At 70.3% G+C, this 15749-nt stretch carries 13 protein-coding genes; 9 read left to right on the top strand and 4 right to left on the bottom strand.

Features of this window, described 5'->3' with window-relative positions; genetic code table 11:
• Positions 1-51: 51 nt before the first annotated feature.
• Positions 52-1362 (bottom strand): hypothetical protein, encoded by a 1311-nt coding sequence (locus B9A95_RS18590; RefSeq protein WP_139806880.1) that lies wholly within the window; start codon positions 1360-1362, stop codon positions 52-54.
• Between the two features lie 188 nt (positions 1363-1550).
• Between B9A95_RS18590 and recN the strand changes: the two genes are divergently transcribed.
• From recN to B9A95_RS18555, 7 genes are all read left to right on the top strand, one after another.
• The gene (gene recN / locus B9A95_RS18585; RefSeq protein WP_084048654.1) at positions 1551-3281 is read left to right on the top strand and encodes a DNA repair protein RecN; all 1731 of its coding nucleotides are present in this window, start codon (positions 1551-1553) and stop codon (positions 3279-3281) included.
• 24 nt (positions 3282-3305) lie between these two features.
• Positions 3306-4121 carry an AraC family transcriptional regulator gene (locus tag B9A95_RS18580; protein WP_139806879.1) on the top strand — a complete coding sequence of 272 codons (816 nt, stop codon included), beginning with the start codon at positions 3306-3308 and terminating at the stop codon, positions 4119-4121.
• A 66-nt stretch (positions 4122-4187) separates the two neighbouring features.
• Entirely contained in the window at positions 4188-5438 is a 1251-nt protein-coding gene (locus B9A95_RS18575; protein WP_084048653.1) for an MFS transporter, read from the top strand.
• A gap of 422 nt (positions 5439-5860) precedes the next feature.
• Positions 5861-6925, top strand: coding sequence for a protease complex subunit PrcB family protein (locus B9A95_RS18570; protein ID WP_084048652.1), 1065 nt, complete (start codon positions 5861-5863; stop codon positions 6923-6925).
• A 245-nt stretch (positions 6926-7170) separates the two neighbouring features.
• A complete protein-coding gene (pckA, locus tag B9A95_RS18565; protein WP_084048651.1) occupies positions 7171-8760 on the top strand; it encodes a phosphoenolpyruvate carboxykinase (ATP) in 1590 nt (529 codons plus the stop codon).
• Between the two features lie 34 nt (positions 8761-8794).
• Complete coding sequence (locus B9A95_RS18560) at positions 8795-9841, top strand: sensor domain-containing diguanylate cyclase (RefSeq protein WP_084048650.1); 1047 nt, start codon at positions 8795-8797, stop codon at positions 9839-9841.
• Between the two features lie 78 nt (positions 9842-9919).
• Positions 9920-10543: a hypothetical protein gene (locus tag B9A95_RS18555; protein ID WP_084048649.1), complete on the top strand. Its 624-nt coding sequence runs from the start codon at positions 9920-9922 to the stop codon at positions 10541-10543.
• An 8-nt stretch (positions 10544-10551) separates the two neighbouring features.
• Here B9A95_RS18555 and B9A95_RS18550 read toward each other — a convergent pair whose 3' ends face one another.
• From B9A95_RS18550 to B9A95_RS18540, 3 genes are all read right to left on the bottom strand, one after another.
• Positions 10552-11058, bottom strand: a complete 507-nt coding sequence (locus B9A95_RS18550; protein ID WP_084048648.1) for a hypothetical protein — start codon at positions 11056-11058, stop codon at positions 10552-10554.
• A gap of 78 nt (positions 11059-11136) precedes the next feature.
• Positions 11137-12654 (bottom strand): glutamine-hydrolyzing GMP synthase, encoded by a 1518-nt coding sequence (guaA, locus tag B9A95_RS18545; RefSeq protein WP_084048647.1) that lies wholly within the window; start codon positions 12652-12654, stop codon positions 11137-11139.
• 107 nt (positions 12655-12761) lie between these two features.
• Positions 12762-14243: a PEGA domain-containing protein gene (locus B9A95_RS18540; RefSeq protein WP_170928707.1), complete on the bottom strand. Its 1482-nt coding sequence runs from the start codon at positions 14241-14243 to the stop codon at positions 12762-12764.
• A 139-nt stretch (positions 14244-14382) separates the two neighbouring features.
• On the opposite strand from B9A95_RS18540, the gene B9A95_RS18535 reads away from it, so the two are divergent.
• The gene (locus B9A95_RS18535; RefSeq protein WP_084048645.1) at positions 14383-14937 is read left to right on the top strand and encodes a MogA/MoaB family molybdenum cofactor biosynthesis protein; all 555 of its coding nucleotides are present in this window, start codon (positions 14383-14385) and stop codon (positions 14935-14937) included.
• Positions 14930-15706 carry a hypothetical protein gene (locus tag B9A95_RS18530; RefSeq protein ID WP_084048644.1) on the top strand — a complete coding sequence of 259 codons (777 nt, stop codon included), beginning with the start codon at positions 14930-14932 and terminating at the stop codon, positions 15704-15706. The genes B9A95_RS18535 and B9A95_RS18530 overlap by 8 nt, the downstream gene beginning before the upstream one ends.
• Positions 15707-15749: the final 43 nt, after the last annotated feature.

Below are 15749 nucleotides of genomic sequence, written 5' to 3'. Positions count from 1 at the left end.
GTCATGAGAAGACCTCCCCGGTCAACGGCCCGGAGAGGCGTGTGGGAAAGGTCAGTTGCTCTTGCTGGCCGTGTCGCCCTGGTTCGGGGCGCTGCCCCCCGCCAGATCCGTGGTCGCGGGCGTGGCCGCCGTGGTCGCGGCCGGCCCAGGGTTGGCGGCCGTCGTGGTGGGGACGGCGGGGCTTCCCGGAATGCTCACGCTGGTGGCGGGGGCGTTGCCGGCCGCGCCCGCGCTGCTGCTGGGCGCGCGGGGCTCAGGCGAGGAACCCCAGGTGCCGCCCGTGGTGCCCGCCTGGGTGGCGCGGGCAGGGGCGGGAGCGGGTGGAGCGTTTTCCTCGATGCCCTCCAGCCACATGGTCCCCACGATGTTGCGGACGTTGCGGCTGGCCTGGTGCAGGCTCTGGGCAGCATCGGGATTCACCGAGTTGACGGCCTTCAACACGGCCTGACGGGCGCTGGGTACGCGGGCGAGCACCACGGCCACCGTCCCCAGGAGAAGCAGCGTGATCCAGCTCCCACTGCCGCCCTCGTCCTCACCCCTCGCCTCCAGACGGATGGGCTCGGCGCGTCGCCACTCGGCTCCGCCGCGCTTGCGCAGCCTGGCGAGGTCCCGCTCGGCCTGTTTGCGGGCCGGGGTCACGCGCTTTTCCACCTCGCGCTCCAGCCGAGCGGCGTCCCACTTACGCCGTTCGGCGCGCAACTTCTTCTCGGCGTCTGCCCGGGCACGGCCCAGCTCACGCTCGATGTCGCGGCGTTGCAACTCGAACAGGTCCTGCACCTTCTCGGCGTGGGCCTTGGCCTGCCCCTTGGTCTCGGCCACCTTCACCCGGGCCACCTTCTTCGCGTCCTTCAGCTCGCGCTCGGCCACCTTGCGGGCCTGGCCCGCCGCCTTGTGGGCCTTCTTTTCGGCTTCCTTCCTGGCCTGTTCTGCCCGCTTGCGGCGCTCGGCCGCCATGTCCTGCGCCGACCCGCGGACGTCGTGGGTCAGTTCGGTCACTCGCCCCGCCACTGTGCCCGCCACGTCGTGAGCCGTTTCCAGCAGGGCGTGGGCGCGGCCGCGGCTGGGCACCTCCCCGCGCGCGGTCTCCAGGGCGATGCCCAGCGTCTGGACACCTCTGTGGGTGGCAACGTGCGCGGCTGCGGTGGCCGCCGTTCCCACCACCTGCGCCGCGTCTTCGGCGTGCGAGGCCGCGCTGCTCAGGGCGGGCTTCACCGTACCTTCCAGGGTGTCGTGGGCGGTGTCCCGCACGCCCTGGGTACCGCCGATCAGCCTGCGCCGCGCCTCTGCATTCAGGGCCAGGGCCCCCAGGGCCCCCAGCAGCAGCAACTTGCCGCCGTCCACGCCCAAGTCCTTGTCACTCATGTGGTGCTCCTTTCGCGCTCCCGCCAGGCCGAACCCGGGGAAGCCCATCGCGCCCATTGTCCGGCGCGCTTCCCTGCGGAACATGGGTGAAACGTAACGTGGCTTTCATGGTAGGACCTTGACGTGGACTGCTCTACCGTGAGCCGCGTGCCCCTCTCCCCCACCCGGGACGCTCTAAACTCGGGGGCGTGACCCGCAAGGCCCGCGCCACCACCGCTCCTGCCCCCACCCTGGTTCCCTCCGCGCCCACCGCACCACAGGGGGCGGGGCCGCTGCTTTCCCGGCTGGAGGTCCGCAACCTGGCGACGATTCGGGACCTGGCCCTCGAGTTTCGCCCGGGCTTTTCGGCCTTTACCGGCGAGACGGGCGCGGGCAAGAGCATCATCGTGGACGCGCTGGGGCTGCTGCTGGGGGGGCGGGCCAACACGGACCTGGTTCGCACGGGCGAGGAGCACCTGCTCGTGACCGGCTTCTGGGGGGAGGGCGAGGACATCAGCGCCAGCCGCCGCGTGACCGCCCAGGGCCGCAGCACCGCCCGGCTCGACGGCGAGGTCGTCAGCGTGCGCGAACTGGGCGAGTGGGCCGCGCCCCGCCTGACCATCCACTGGCAGCACAGCGCGGTGAGCCTGCTGACCCCAGCCAACCAGCGCAGCCTGCTCGACCGCCAGGTGGGGGCCGAGGTGGAGGCCTACGTGGCAGCGTACCGCGCCTGGACCGAGGCCAGGAACCGTCTGGAGGCCCTGCGTACAGGCGAGCGCGAGCGGGCGCGGCAACTCGATTTGCTGACCTTCCAGGTGCGTGAAATTGCGGAGGTGGCCCCGCAGCCTGGCGAGGAAGAACCCCTCTCGGCGGAGCTGGGCCGCCTGGCGAACCTCGAAACCATCGCGCAGGGAGCGGCGGGCGCGCTGGAACTGCTCTCGGAAGGCGAGGCGAACGCGGCGGCCCTCATCAGCGAGGCAGTCCGGGCGCTGAACGCGGGTGCGAAATACGACGAGACGAGCGCCCAGCTCCAGAACGAGTTGCGTGAGGCCCTGGAGAGCGTGCAGGCGGTGGCGGGCGAACTGCGCGGCGTGGCCGAGGACAGCGCTCCAGACCCGGAGGAACTCGCCCGGGTGGAAGGCCGCCTCTCGGCGCTGGGCAAGCTGCGCGCCAAGTACGGGCCCACCTTGGAGGACGTGCTCGCTTTCCATGCCGACGCCACGCGGGAACTCGCCGCCCTGACCCGCGACGAGCAGGATGCGGGCACGCTGGAAGCCGACGTGGAGAAGCTGCTGGAAGAGGTGCGCCGCGCCGGGCGGGCGCTGGACGGGGCGCGCACGGGCACGTCGGGTCCCCTCGCCGCCAGTCTGCTGGCGGTCATCCGCGAGCTGGGGATGCCCCACGCGCGTCTGGAATTCCGCCTCTCGCCCCTGGGCCAGCCCGGACCGCACGGCCTGAGCGACGTGGCGATGTACTTCACCGCCAACCCCGGCGAGGACCTGGGACCGCTCGCGGACGTGGCCTCGGGCGGTGAGCTGTCGCGCGTGATGCTGGCCATCAGCACGGTGCTGGGGGCCGAAACGCCCGCTGTGGTCTTCGACGAGGTGGACGCGGGGATCGGCGGCGCGGCGGCATTGGCGGTGGCGGCGCAGCTCGCGCGGCTGGCCCGGGAGCGGCAGGTTCTGGCCGTGACCCACCTCGCCCAGATCGCCGCCCGCGCGGACCAGCACTACAAGGTGGAAAAGCAGCTGGAGGGTGGGCGAACGGTCAGCCGCGTGCGGCTGCTCGGCCCGCAGGAGCGCCTGGAAGAGATCGCCCGGATGCTCAGCGGCAATACGTCGGACGCGGCCATCTCGCACGCGCGGGAGTTGCTGTCGGGGCGGGAGGCGGAGGGTTTGCCCTCCGCCTCCGTCCGGGGCCAGGCCGAGCCGCCCCGGTAGCGACCGACCTGTCAGAGTGAAGGGGTGCGGTTCAGGAACTATGCCCCGGACGCCCGGCTGCGCGGGCTGGTGCAGGACTACTGGGAGATGGACGAGGTGGTGCTGGACCACCACGAGCAGCACCACACCCTGCCCGAGCGCTCCATCCGGCTGACCTTCGCTACCGGGCACAGCTGGCGGCAGGTGGGGCAGTCCTGGGTGAAAGCACCGCCCGCCACCCTGTCGGGCCTGATTCTGCAACCCCAGCCCTCTGTGGTACTGGGTGAGGTGCGGGCGCTTGTGGCCGAACTGTACCCCTGGGGCGCGCGTCAACTGCTGGGCTGGAACGCCGCGACGCCGCAGGCCGAGCTGGACGCGCTCGTTTCGGGCACCTCTGCGGGCCGAGAAATTGTGGCCCTCCTGGAACTGGGCGAGTGGGAAGCGGCCCGGCAGGTCCTGGAGGCCTGGCTGCTGTCATTGCTCAACGGGCATGCCGCGGAGGCGGGCAAGGGCGTGGAGGCCGCCGAGCGGATCTACCGCGCACTGGGCAAGGTCCGTGTGGCCGATCTGGCCGAGGAGCTGAACCTCAGTCCTCGGCAACTGGAGCGGCTGTTCGCAGGACAGGTGGGGGTGAGCGCCAAGACCCTCGCGCGCCTCGTGCGCTTCGAGGAGGCCCACTTCCGCATCCGTCAGGCTCCCGATACCTCGGTGGCAGATCTGGCCTTCGATCTGGGCTTTTTCGATCAGGCGCACCTCATCAAGGAGTTCAGGGCCCTCACCCTGATGACCCCCCGCGCCTTCGCCGAACTCTCAGCCCGGCGTCTGGAGGACACGCCGCTGGAAGGCTGGGTGCCCCGCTGAGCCCTTTACGCAGGGCGTCGCATTTTTACAAGAGCCTTCCCCACCCCTCGCCCTACGCTGCGCTCCATGAAGGCGCCTCAGACACCTCCGATTTATTTCCTGCTCGTCACCACCTTTCTCTTCGGCATCGGCATGTCGCTGGTGTTTCCCGTGCTGCCCTTTCTGGTGGCGCGGTACGTGCCCGACGCGACTCAGCAGGGCGCGGTGATCGGGGGCCTGGCCGCCGTGTTCGCGCTGGTATCGTTCTTTTCCGCCCCGGTGCTGGGCGCGGTCAGCGACGCCTTTGGGCGTCGGCCCGTCATCATGCTCAGCCTGCTGGGCAGCGCGCTGGGCTTCCTGCTGTTTGGCATCGGCGGCAGCCTGACGGTGCTGTTTCTGGGCCGCGTCATCGAGGGCCTGACCTCAGGTGCGATGGGCGCGCTGATGGCCTACATTGCCGATTCCACCGACGAGGAGGACCGGGGCAAGGTCTTCGGGATGATCGGCGCGACGGTAGGCGCGGCCATGATCGTCGGTCCGGCACTGGGCGGGTTCCTGTCCCGCTTTGGGCTGAGTGCCCCGGTCTTTGTGGCGGCGGGCGTGACCCTCGTCAACCTGCTGTGGGGCCACTTCGTCCTGCCCGAGAGCCTGCCCCGGGATCAGCGCAACCGGCACTTCGACGCCACGCATCTCAATCCCTTCCTGCAGCTCGGCCACGCCTTGCAGCGTCCGGTGGTGCGCCGCCTCGTTGGCGTCAGCGTGCTGTTCACCCTGCCCCTCTCGCTGATGCAGATCGTCCTCCCGCTGACCGTCCGCGACACCCTGGGCTGGGGCCCAGCACAGATCGGCACCGTGTTCATGGTGTCGGGCGTGGTGGATATCGTGATGCAGGGCGTGCTGCTGCCGCACCTGATCCGCCTGCTCGGCGAACGCCGCCTGGGGCAGTTGGGCCTGGGCGTGGGCCTGATCGGCATGGTGGGCCTGTCGCTGGTGCCCCTGAAACCCGTCGCGGCCCTCGTCTACCTCAGCGTGCTCGTCTTCTCTCTGGGCGAGGGCGTCTTTTCCGCCTGCCTCTCCACCCTGCTGTCACTGGCGATTCCAGCAGGCGAACAGGGCCGGGTGCAGGGCGGCGCGCAGGCGATGGGCGAACTTGCCCAGGCCGTGGGCCCACTCGCCACCGGCCAGCTCTACTCGCGGATGGGCCCCTCGGCCACCCTCGGGGCAGGCGCGGGCTCCGTCCTGCTGGCGCTGGCGCTGCTGCTCACGGCGAAGATCGGGGGGGGCGAGGAAGCGCCGGGCGGTTCCCCTGACGTTACGCCGCCTGCGGCCGGGGTGTGAGGACGGAGGTGATGGGGTGGCCCCCTCTGTTCGGGCTGTGCCCGTCACCTCTGGCTGCGCCAGGCCCTCTCTCCCTGCCGAGCGCTGCGCGTCGCCGGGAAAGAGAGTCGGCCGCCTCACCCCACCTTCCCAGGCCGCCCCACGCGCAGCGCACGGGCCTCTTTGAACTGCACGCGCGCACAGCCACGCCTTCACGCACGCGAGGGAGCCGAGCCTATCGGCACTTCCCACGGTCTTCGCCGGGCGCAGCGCTGCTTTCCCCTGCCCCGGCCGGAGTGGGGAGAACCGCGACGGGTGCCCCTGCCCGAAAATCTCCTGGCCCACCGACACGCCCCATCCGGCCGTGAACCCGCCCCCCTCTCTGTGCGTTTCATCAAGGCGAGCTTCAGTCCAGGGTCAGCCCCCATGCCTAAGCTGACCCCATGAACAAAACCCTGACCGCCGCGCTTGCCCTGAGCGCGGCCCTTCTCTCAGGCTGCAGCATGACCGGTAGCGGCCAACTGCGCGTCCACGAGGCGCTGCTCTACGGCGGAACCCAGGAGCGTATCGCCTGGATCTACGGCAACATGGGGTCCGGCACGGCGAGCAGCGTCAAACTCGGCGGCGCGGCGCTGGACCTGCGCGCCCAGGTCCAAGACCGCCTCGCGGTGCCCGGAACGCTGAGCGTGAATGGCAAGGCCACCTACCGGCTGCCCACATCAGCGCTGCCGCCCAAGCTGTCGCTGGTCCGCGACACGGCGGGTCTCTTCGACGTGAACTTCAGTCACGGGGTGCAGGCCATCTACTATACGGACGGCCGCACTTGGACCCGCCTCAACGGGACCTCGGGCCGGGGCGTGCGCGGCACAGGCGTGACGGGCCTGCGCGACGCCGGCCGCCTGACCGTGGACGAGGCCGAGGCGCTCGGGAGCGCCCTGCTGGGGCAGGGACCGCTGGCCGTCGCCGTGCTAAACGAGGGCGAGGTGCCGGACGGACCCCTGACCGTGGAACCCGCCCCGAGTGAATACCGCCGCACGGCGCTGTATGTCCTGCCGGGCATCCTCACCGTTTCTGCCCTGGGCGGCGTGACCTCGCCTGCCCCCACTCCCACCCCCGGAGGACGCGTGAGTTTCAGCCAAGTCGCCAGCGGTACCAACGCCAGCGTGACCGAAGCCGATGTGCAGGTGGCGACCACCCAGGCGGCGGCCCGCGCCCTGCTGGGTCTGGCCTACGGACGGCAGACCGGAATTCCCTCCGTCCCCACCCTCTCGGGCAACGAAACGCTGGTGGGCGTGTTCCTGGGTCAGCGCTCGACGGGCGGCTACAGCGTCGGGGTAACCGACGTGAGCGCCCAGGGCGGCATCCTCACCGTCACCGTAAGCCTTCAGGCCCCCGGAGCGGGCAGCATTACGACGCAGGCCCTCACGACTCCCTGGACGGTCATCCGCGTTCCGGGGATCTACCGCGACGTGCGCGTTGTGGATCCCCAGGGCCGCCCTGTTCGCTGAGGCTCCCGCAGCTGGGGAGGCAGGGCCGCCGCGCTCCTGCCTCCTTTTTTCGCGGCCCTGTTTCGCAGCGGCGAGCTTTGTTGCTCCGCTTACGGTGTTCCGGTCGGCTGGACTGTTTCCCCCAGCGTGACAACAAGAGGGTTGGCTTGGAACCGGTTCCTGTTCCACGATGGGTCTCAGCACCTCTAGACCTCTAGACATGATCCCCGCTCGCGGGCCCGACCCGTAAGGAAGGAACCTTCTGCATGAGCCTGACCCGAACTCCCCTGCTGCAAAAACTTGGTATCCAGAATGCAACCGTGCACCACAACCTCGGCGTCGATGAGCTGTACGCAGCGGCGCTGCGGCTGGGCGAGGGCGTTCAGTCGGCCAGCGGGCCGCTGACGGTCCACACCAACAAGACGGGCCGCAGCCCCAAAGACCGGTTTATCGTCGAGGACGAGCTGACGCGCGATCAGGTGTGGTGGGGCGGCTTCAATACACCTGCCTCGCCGGAAGTGTTTGACCGGCTGCTGGCGAAGATGACCGCCCACGCGGCGGGAGGCGAGCTGTTCGTACAGGACGTGTTCGCGGGGACAGACTCCGAATACCGCCTCGGCGTGCGGGCCGTGACCGAGATGGCCTACCACTCGCTGTTCGTCCGCAACATGTTTGTGCGGCCAAGCGACGCCGAGCGGGCCGAGTTCGAGCCGGACTGGACCGTCTTGAACCTGCCTTCCTTTCGTGCAGATCCTGAGACGGACGGTGTGCGCAGCGACACCTTCATTCTGGTGAACTTCAGCCGCCGCATGATCCTGGTAGGCGGCACCGAGTACGCGGGCGAAAACAAGAAGGGGATCTTCGGGGTGCTGAACTTCCTGCTGCCGTCCCTGGGCGTGATGCCCATGCACTGCTCGGCCAATGTCGGCGACGAGGGGGATGTGGCGCTGTTTTTCGGCCTGTCGGGCACTGGCAAGACCACCCTGTCGGCGGACCCCAGCCGCCGCCTTATCGGGGACGACGAACACGGCTGGACCGACGCGGGCATCTTCAACTTCGAGGGCGGATGCTACGCCAAGGTGGTGCGCCTGAACCCGGAAGCCGAACCCGACATCTTCCGCACCACGCAGACCTACGGTACGGTGCTGGAAAACGTGGTGCTGCGGCGCGACGGCACGCCGGACCTCGACGACGATTCCCTCACCGAGAACACCCGCAGCGCCTACCCGATCACCCAGATCGCCCACAGCGTGCCCGAGGGCCGCGCCGGGCACCCCAGGAATATTATCTTCCTGACCGCCGACGCCTTCGGGGTGCTGCCGCCGCTAAGCCGCCTGACGCCTGAACAGACCATGTACCAGTTCATCAGCGGCTTTACAGCCAAGATTCCCGGCACTGAGGACGGCGTCACTGAGCCCATCCCCACCTTCTCCACCTGCTTCGGCGCGCCCTTCATGCCCCGGCACCCCGGCGAGTACGCGCGGCTGCTGGCCGGCAAGATCGGGGAAAGCGGCGCGCGGGTGTGGCTGGTCAACACCGGCTGGAGCGGCGGTCAGTACGGCACCGGCACGCGCATGAGCATCCGACATACCCGCGCCCTGATTCACGCTGCGCTCTCGGGTGCGCTGGACAGCGCGGCCTTTGTCCGCGAGCCCTTCTTCGGCCTGGAAATCCCGACGGCGGTGAACGGCGTGCCCGCGGAGGTGCTCAACCCGCGCGGCGCCTGGGCCGACAGCGCAGCCTATGACCGCACCGCCCGCAAGCTGGCCCGCATGTTCCGCGACAACTTTGGGCGCTTCGAGGACGGGGTAGACCCGGCGGTGACCGCGAGTATGCCCGAGCACGCGGACAGCTGAAGTCCAGAGGGCCAGGGTGCATCATGGGAGCACCATGGACGGTCCCACGCGCGTGCTCGCCCTCGCCCGTCAGGCGCTCCTGCGGACCCAGGCGCTGTACGACTTGGCCAGGACCCTGACCCAGGCGGGCTCTGAAGACGACGTGCTGCACCGGGTGGTCAGCGCCCCCACCACACTCCTGGGGGTTCACCGGGCAGTTCTGATCACGCTCAACCCGGAAGCGGAGCTGGTCCGGCATTTTCTGGTGGCGGGGCCGGGCGCGCGGTACGTGCAGCGGCCCGACTGGGAGGAACTGCAGGGTGGCCTGACCGGCTGGGCCCTGCGAGAGCGCCGGGTCGCGGTGTCGCCCGCGAACTACCTCGACCCGCGCGAGAGCCCGGCGGTGCAGGCGCGCCGGCAGCAGACCCAGTGCGGCGGCATCGTGGTGCTGCCGCTGCTCCTGGACGGCGCGGTGTACGGCACCCTCACCGTTATCCACACCCCCCAGGCCGGCGATTTCAGCGATGACGAGGTGGCGTGGCTCGAAGCCCTCACATTTCAGGCGATGGCCGCGCTGGAGGGGCTGCGGCACGCCCGGGAACAACCGCAGATGGCCGCACCCTTCGACGGGTTGACTGGCCTGCCCACGGCCCTGCTGGCCGACGACCGGCTGCGTCAGGCGGTGGCGCGCAGCCGGGCGACGCACGCGCCCTTCGCGCTCCTGCTCGTGGACATCGGCTCCCTCACGGAGGTGAACGGGCGATATGGCCGCGCGTCGGGCGACGCCCTGCTCACGCAGGTGGCCGCCCGACTTCAGGACGTGGTGCGTCCCCCCAACACGGTGGCGCGGCGCTCAGGCGACGGGTTCATGGTGCTGGTGGAGGACCTGCCCGGTGGGAGCGATGCACGCGGGGTCACGGCCCTGATTCTCGGTGTGTTTGGCGCGCCCTTTGAGGTCAGCGGAGAGGCGCTGAGGGTCACAGCGTCCGTGGGCGTGGCCCTCTTTCCCGTCGACGGCACGGACCCCGCCTCGCTCCAGCAGCGGGCCCAGGTCACCCTGCAGCAGGGCAAAGCGCTGGGGGACCCTGCGGGCGACACCTGATCCTGCGCGCCACCGGTCCGCTCCTCTTCCCCGCCCCCTTCTAAAGGAGGACGCGCGGGCCGCACGCGGTATGCTCAGATGACGCGTGAAGTCCGGGCAGGGCGGGAAGGGAGAGGACAGCTCTTGGAAGAAGCGGTGTTGATCATTCTGGCCACCTTCGGCAGCATTTTCGGCGGGGTGATGGGCATCATTCACGTCTCGGGGCGCAACAGGATTCAGGTGTTGCGCGAGAAGCGGCTTCTCGCCGAGGCGCAGCGTCCCCTGCTCCCCCCGGCCGTGCCTGTGGCCGATCCCCACGCCGCCCCCGTGCTGGCCCTGCAGCTCCCCGAACCCCAGCGCTCGGCGGCGCTGGCCCTGCTGTCCCGGCTGGCCGACGCCCCCGCCTCGCTCGATGCCCGTAGCCGGTACATCATCGCGCAGACGCAGGGCGAGTACCTGCCTGAGACGTTGCGCGGCTACGTCAACCTGCAGGGTGGCGCGCGGCGGCAGCTCGAAGCCCAGGGCCTGAACCCCGAGGCGCTGCTCGGCGAGCAGTTGGCCCTGATGGACCAGGGCGTACAGGACGCGCTGCGCCTCGACCATGAGGCGGCGGACCGGGTGCTGACGCAGGGCCGCTTCCTGCGCGAACGCTTTCGGTGGACTGGGTCCCCTGAGACCGCTGGGGACGGGTCGACCCCGCCCCACGGGCTGCTCAAGATCTGACCTGCCCCTTACGAGAGGTGCGGGCGCAACACCGGCAGCAGGGCCCCCGGGCCCAGCAGGACGTGGGGATCGAGGTCCAGCACGGTGATGATGCTGTTGCCCGTGAGGCTGGTGTACCGCTCACGCTCGGGAGACTGGCGGCGGTCGCGGCCGTAGGTCACGTTGGTCAGGCGGATCGCCACCACCGGTACCCGGGTGAACTGGGCGATTACCAGGTAATCGACCTTGACCCAGCCGCGCCGGGCCAGCTCACCCTCGGGCGTCAAGGCATGAAAACCGCGCAGCTGCACGTGCCGCATGATCTGGTAGGGCCGCCCGGCCAGCGCTTCTTCCAGGGCCTGGGTAAAGCGGTCCCCAACCCGCATCCGCCGCTCGGGTATGGCGCGGTCCGGCGCGGTCACGGCCGTCTGGCCCACCGCGGTCCGGCTCCCGGAGGTCTGCTCCACGGAGGTGTGTCCCGCAGCGGTCTTTCGCAGCGGCTCAGGGTCAGGCGCCGGAGATCGTTTCTTGAACATGCCACGCACCGCTCCATGTTAAATCGTCGCCGCGGGCAGGGCGGGGCTGGATTGAGAAACGGTGTGGCCCCCGCAGCCTCACTCCCACTCGATGGTGGCAGGCGGCTTGCCGGTAATGTCGTAGACGACCCGGTTGATCTCGTGGACCTGGTTGACGATGCGGTTACTCATGGTGGCGAGAAAGTCGTAGGGCAGCCTGGCCCACTCGGCGGTCATGAAGTCGTCGGTGGTCACGGCCCGCAGCGCCGCCGTATACGAATAGGTGCGTTCATCGCCCATCACGCCGACCGACTGGATGGGCGTCAGGATCGCCAGCGCCTGGCTACAACCGTCGTACAGCCCGAACTCGCGTAGCCCCGAGACAAAGATGTCGTCCACCCGCTTGAGAATGTCGAGTTTTTCCTCACTGATTGCGCCCAGGCAGCGAATCGCCAATCCCGGGCCCGGAAAGGGGTGACGCATCCGGATGTGGTCCGGTAGGCCGAGCAGGCGCGCGATTTCCCGCACCTCGTCCTTGAAGAGGGTGCGGAAGGGTTCGACGAGCTTGAAGGCCAGGTCCTCGGGCAGGCCACCCACGTTGTGGTGGCTCTTGATGTTGGCCGCACCCTCGCCGCCCGCCGACTCGATCACGTCCGGGTAGAGGGTGCCCTGCGCGAGGAAATCGAAGGGCCCGTACTCGCGCGCCTCCCGCTCGAAGGCCCGGATAAACTCGCGCCCGATGATCTTGCGCTTCTGTTCGGGGTCCGAGACGCCCGAGAGGGCCCCGATGAATTCAGCGCGGGCGTCCACCGTCACCAGATTCACGCCCAGAGGCCGCAGCGCCGCCTCCACCTGCTCGCGCTCGCCGAGCCTCAAAAGGCCGTGGTCGATAAACACGGCGGTGAGTTTCTCGCCGATGGCCCGCGCGAGCAGCAACCCCAACGTGGAGGAATCCACCCCGCCGCTGATCGCGAGCAGCACCCGGCCCTCGCCCACCTGCGCGCGCACGCCCTCAATCAGCTCGTCGATGATGTGTTCGGCGTTCCAGTCGCGCGCCACACCGCAGATCTCGAGGAAGTTCGCCAGCATCTGCCCGCCCTTGGGGGTGTGAACCACTTCCGGGTGGAACTGCACGCCGTAGCGCCGGGTGACCGGGTTCTCGATGCCCGCGACGGGGGTGTCCTCGGTCTCGGCGATCACCTCATAGCCGCGGGGCAGCTGCGTCACGGAGTCACTGTGGCTCATCCAGGCGACGAATTCGCCCTGAATGCCCGCGAACAGCTGTCCACCGTAACGGGTCAGGTCCGCCTTGCCGTACTCGCGCTTGCCCGCGCGCTTCACGTCGCCGCCTACCTCGTGGGCGAGGTACTGCATGCCGTAGCACACGCCCAGGATCGGCACGTCGAGGTCCAGCACGCCGGGTGCGGGGCGCGGGGCCGCAGCGTCGTACACGCTGCTGGGCCCGCCCGACAACACGATGCCCTGAGGATTTTCCTGCGCGATGCGCTCCAGGCTGGCATTGCCCGGCAAGATCACGCTGTACGCGCCAAGTTCGCGAAAGCGCCGGGCGATCAGGCGCGTGAACTGGCTGCCGAAGTCGAGAATGACGACACTCACGGGCCCGATTGTGTCATGTGGAGCCGGGCAGATGTCCGGGCAGGCTGAGCAGGGGGCAGGGGACGGCGAATTCTCTCCCGGCCCTCTGCCCCTGTCCCTCCTCCGGCTCAGGGCGCCAGCCCGATGGGCACCACCGCGTCCTCCGGCACCTGAACCGTCACCGTGACGGGGCGGTAGCCCTGGGCCGAGACGCGCAGGACGTACGTTCCCGGTTGCGGGAGGCGGACGGTGCCGGGCGCACGCCCGATCTTGTCTCCGCGCTTCCACCCCGTGCCAGCTGGGGTCGAGACGGCCTCCAGGCGCACGGGTACGCCCGCGTTGCCGCTGACCTTGAAGGTCACCGGGCAGCACCGGGAAGCGCTCGGCGTGAGGGTCACCGGGCGGGACGGAGAGACGGACGCGCGCGTCTTCCAGGCCCAGAAGCCTCCGCCCAGCGCGAGCAGGAGCGCCAGCACAGCCAACAGTGGCCACGGGAACCGGGCGGGGCCGTAACGCCGGGGCGGGGGCGGCCCGCCCACCCCTTCCTTGACCACCCGCCGGGTGCCGTCGGGGTTCCACACGATGCGGACCGGCTCGCCGCCGACCCGCCGGGCGGCGGTGCGGGCGCTGCCCACGGCCACCTGCGGCGCGGTTGCGCCCTCCCCCACGGCGCGGATCACCCGGTGGGTGTCCTCTGGCAGCTTGCCCTGGTCCCCGGCAAGCAGCTCTCGTTCGGCTGGGCCAGGCGGCGGGTCCGAGCGCCCCACCGGTGCAGGAGCGGGAGGGGCGGGCGTGACCACCAGCAGGGCCGAGTCCTCCATCAGGGTATCGGGCGTGAAGGGCGACTCCACCGCAGGCGGGGGCGGTGCCGGCGGCTTGGCTGGCGCGTTTTCCGCGTTCCACAGGGTATCGGCCAGCGCGCCACTAAGGACGATGGGAGAGCCGTCGTGGGCGGGGAGAGCGGGCTCGGGGTCGGGGAGGGTGACCAGCGCGGGCGGGCGAGCGGTGGACGCGGGACGGGACGTGGGCGCCTCACGGGTGGGGGGCAAGGATCCGAGGACCGGGGCCGGGCCAGCAGGCACCGCGTCAAAGCTTTCCAGCAGTTCCCGGGCTGAGGTGTCGTCCAGCGCCACACGCTGCAGGGCCGGGGGCACCCCACCCAGCATTTCCAGCGCCACGAGCAGCTCACGCAGATCGGCGGCGGGCGAGGACTCGCCGCCCCATGGAAGGCCCGCACCGACGAGCACCACGCGGCCGTCCACCTCCCACAGCTGCGCGCTGCTGACGCCACCGTGCGTCAGCCCGGCTCCGTGCAACGCAGCGAGGGCGCGCAGTCCTCCCCGGGCCGCCAGGGTGGGATCGGTGGCGGGCCGGGCATGGGGCGGCAACTCGGTCAGGAGGTAGGCCGTCTCGCCCGTGATGCCGCCGTCGCTCGGGGCGAGCAGGGCGGGGTCGGCGGGCAGGGCGGGGAGCGGCACCGGGTGGGGCAGCACGTGCAGCAGCACCGGCATCCCCGTGAGGCGATCGGTGGCATGCAGCGTCCGCACCACGCTGAGGGGCCGCTGCCCGGTCAATTCCCGGGCGGCCACGTAGGGGCCGATGGACTTCACAATCAAAGAGTATAGGGGCGAAATGTGGCGCGGCGCGCCCACCTTATCTTCTCCCAGTCCAAAGTCCCCAAACGAAAGCCGAACCGGACCGTGACCCCATCCACCTCTACTCCCCCATTTCCGGGCGTATCGTGACTCCATGACGGACCTCACCCCCTCTGCGGCCACCACCACCGTCCACCACGCCGAAGCGCCCCGGTCCGTGCGGGTGGCGGTGCTGACGGTCAGCGACACCCGCACGCCCGAGACCGACGAGAGCGGTGGGTACCTGCTGGCCGAGCTGCGGGTGGCGGGGCACGAGGTCGTGGGCTACCGCGTGGTGACCGACGACCAGCCGAGCATCCGCGCCACCCTCACCGAGCTGATGGGCGTGGCCGAGGTGGTGATCTCCAGCGGCGGCACCGGCATCACTGGGCGCGACGTCACGGTGCCCGTGGTCGAATCGCTGATCACCAAACCGCTGCCGGGCTTCGGCGAGCTGTTCCGCATGCTCAGCTACCGCGAGGTCGGCGGCGCGGCCATGCTCTCGCGCGCGGTCGGTGGCCTGGCCGGACATACCCTGCTGTTCGCGCTGCCCGGCAGTCTCAACGCCGTGCGGACCGCCTGGGAGGGACTGCTGCGCAATGAGCTCGGGCACCTCGCCTTCGAGGTGGCGCGGCAGGGGCAACCCAGGGGAGAACAGCTTCGTGAGTGAAGCGGGACCCATCGCCTCCATCACCCCGGCCTATGCGCTCGCCCTCGGGCTGATCGCCGGGTACTGGCTGCTGCGGGTGGCGTGGGCGGCGCGGCGTCGGCTCACGCCCCATATGGCGTGGTGGGCGGTACCGGGCGTGGCGCTGCTGTGGGCCACGCCGCTGACCGAAGCCGACGCGCTGTTTGGCCTGGGCGCAGCCATGCTGCTGTTCGCGGAGTTCTGGCCGCTGGCCTACCGCCCGGCACGCGCTCGTCCCGGCTGGGCGTGGCCCACGGTGGGTGTGGTGTTCGGCCTGGCTGCACTCTCCCTGGCGGCGCTGCACGGGAGCGGCGGGCTTTCGCTGGCCCTCGCGCTGACGTCGAGCCTCGCCGGGCTGGGCGGACTGCTCTCGGCCGCCCTGTTCTCGCTGCCGGCCGCGCGGCGGGCCCCAGGGCTGGAGCTGCGCTTCGCCCCGGTGCAACTGCCCGAGTGGCCGGACCTGAGCGTGACCGTGACCGAGCGGGGCGCGCAGTTGCAAAACGTCTCGGGCCAGGCGCTGTGGCTGGCGGGCTGGTCCCCAGCGGACCTGAACGCCTGGCTGCCGGTCCGAACAGAGAATGGGCGGCGGCTGAACACGCTGGACCGGGGACAGAGCGCCTTTTTGCCCCTGGGCGAGCAGCACAGCGGCGTGCGGGTGTGGTACGTTCCCGCCCGGACCCCTGAACAGGCCCGGCTGTTTCGCGCCGACTGGACGCCGCAGCGCTACGCGGGTACCCGGGTGCTGAACTGATCGGGGTGACGCCGGGCCCCCCTCCACCCCTGACGGCCTCTCA

This window comes from Deinococcus hopiensis KR-140 (assembly GCF_900176165.1).
Lineage (GTDB): Bacteria > Deinococcota > Deinococci > Deinococcales > Deinococcaceae > Deinococcus > Deinococcus hopiensis.
Note: the sequence above shows the minus strand (reverse complement) of the source record. Positions and strands in the feature narration are given on the sequence as shown.